Source organism: Caballeronia sp. BR00000012568055, from assembly GCF_029439455.1.
GTDB lineage: Bacteria > Pseudomonadota > Gammaproteobacteria > Burkholderiales > Burkholderiaceae > Caballeronia.
The window spans coordinates 1-2,042 of the sequence record NZ_JAQFVG010000173.1 but is presented as its reverse complement, the minus strand read 5'-3'; the positions used below and the strand labels follow the sequence as shown (position 1 = coordinate 2,042).

The 2,042-nt window shown below is 52.8% G+C and carries 2 protein-coding genes; both read left to right on the top strand.

All coding sequences use genetic code 11. From position 1 onward, the window contains the following. Nucleotides 1–383 (top strand): hypothetical protein (locus tag P7F28_RS09435; RefSeq protein ID WP_277184242.1); only part of this gene is annotated, 383 nt, incomplete at its 5' end. Further along, nucleotides 358–2,042, top strand: a 1,685-nt coding sequence (locus P7F28_RS09430) for a hypothetical protein (RefSeq protein ID WP_277184241.1), incomplete at its 3' end; no start/stop codon positions are given. The genes P7F28_RS09435 and P7F28_RS09430, both read left to right, overlap by 26 nt.

Here is a 2,042-nt window from a genome sequence, read left to right as displayed (position 1 = left end):
CAAGGGAAGTGAACGAAAAGTCGGCCATCCTAGAACGTGAATGGACGTGGCAAATGATCCGCGGTAACCGCTTCACGAAGAAGGCCTACGGTAATAACTTTTTGATGAGTCGCTGGATTGTCCAAATGAACATTTGGGACTACTACGATGAAGCACGAATACTCGCAGGTCGCGTGAAAACACGGTCGCTCAGGGGAACCCTTGCACACATTCTCGATCGTCACGCTCGACACATGGGCGTGTCAATCGACCATGCCTTCGAGTTGTTTGCAATAGGCGTTTCCTTCGGATTTCTTTACGTGGATCACGATAAATATCTGCGTGAGGACTTGCCGTTGTTCCTTCGTGAGGATTTCGATGAAAAAGGAAAAACCGCGCCTTAAACCTCCAGTTGCCGATGACATTGTCGTGTCACAGTTGCGGCAGCTTCACGAGGCCGTTTGGCCCGCAAACCTTTACCGCTACGCGATCTACACGCTTTCGGACGACGAAGAGGGTGTAGCTTACATCGCCGTTGCATGGGAACCAGACTCGAGAACCCTTTATGCCCAGACGATCAACGTCGGGAAGCCTCCACCAGCATGCCGCATTCCGAGAGCCATTAATGTAGACGCTCAAGACTGGACGTCAAGAGTGAGGCCGATAGCAACATTGACCCGCCCGCGATGCATGCAAGTGCCGCTCGCCAACGCGCCTGTAAGCTCCTTGGTCGGTTGGGAAGAACGCGTGTCCTTGGTCAAAGCACTCATCATGGTCGACACGGTGGAAAAGGGACGACCATCCGACTTCATTGTCAATGACTTCATTATCTTCGACTCTTCGCTTCGAAGTCAGCGCATCGAAGAGATGCGCAAAGCAATCGCTGGCGGGAAGGGATTCAGGTCCTACGTTCTGAAAGTAGTGACGAAGTTCTTTTGGTACGGAGGAGAGAACGGGCCAGATGACGGGAAAGGCTGGAACACGCTGCTTGCCCGAACCGAAGACCGCGGAGGTCCTGGGAAAAGACGCCTTTCACCTGCGACCAAACCCGGGCCGCTATCTGCGAAAGAGAAACTCGACAAAGCCCGTGCGGAGGCGAACGGCAAGAAGTATGTCCGAAAAGCAAGACGCGTCGACGCGCGAGACCTCAGGAATATGACGGAAGCTCTCGAAATTGATTGGGCGGCGGGTGACAAGGCGAGCTTGGCCACGACCCAAAGCCGAATGATCCCCCGACGCTATAAAAATCGTCCCGTTGACGATACTCCATCATATCGTCGCATGAGGTACAGATATAAGGGAATCGTCCAAGAGAATAGATTGCTTCCACTAAGAAATGGACCGCAAGCTACATCCAAAGATGTGGATCCGCGGCCGGGAACGTCAAGCGAACTAACCCAATCTGTTATTGAGATATTGGACATCGACGGGTTTCACTTCAAGATTCCCGTCGGCGCACTTGTTCTTGGAAAGGTCCAAGCCGTATCTTTGATCTTGATTCTCGCTATCTCACGTTTGACCGGAGCCGTCCGGGGATATGCCATATGTACTCAAGGTGAAAGAGGCGAGGGCTACCTGAGATGCCTCATTTCTGCGCTACTTCCTATGGACTATTATTTGTCGGAACTGGGCCTAGATCCACTCCCGGGGCTGCTGACTGGAAATTTCGACGGAATCTGCAATGACAATGGTCCGGGGAAGTCGCGCGCAGTTCGCTCGTCGGTAACGAATTCCTACGGCGGAATAATGTTCAACCCGCCTGGGGCGAGGCCGGATCTAAGGCCTGTCGGCGAGCGCTTCAATGAAATATTGATACGCATCGTGTCCGAACAAACCGAACAAGGCTACTCGCGCGAAAACAATCTTCTCGAACGGACAAAACGTCGTGAGAGGTCTAAGCTCTCACCTATTTTGCCTCGTCCGCTTGAGAGAGTCGTCCTGCAGGCGATCGACGTGTATAACCGAACTACGGATAAATCGAAGCTTCGCACCGTGACGATGCGAAAGGCGAAAAACTATGGCATAACTCCTGCCGAGCTTCACCGATACCATCAGGAGAGGCG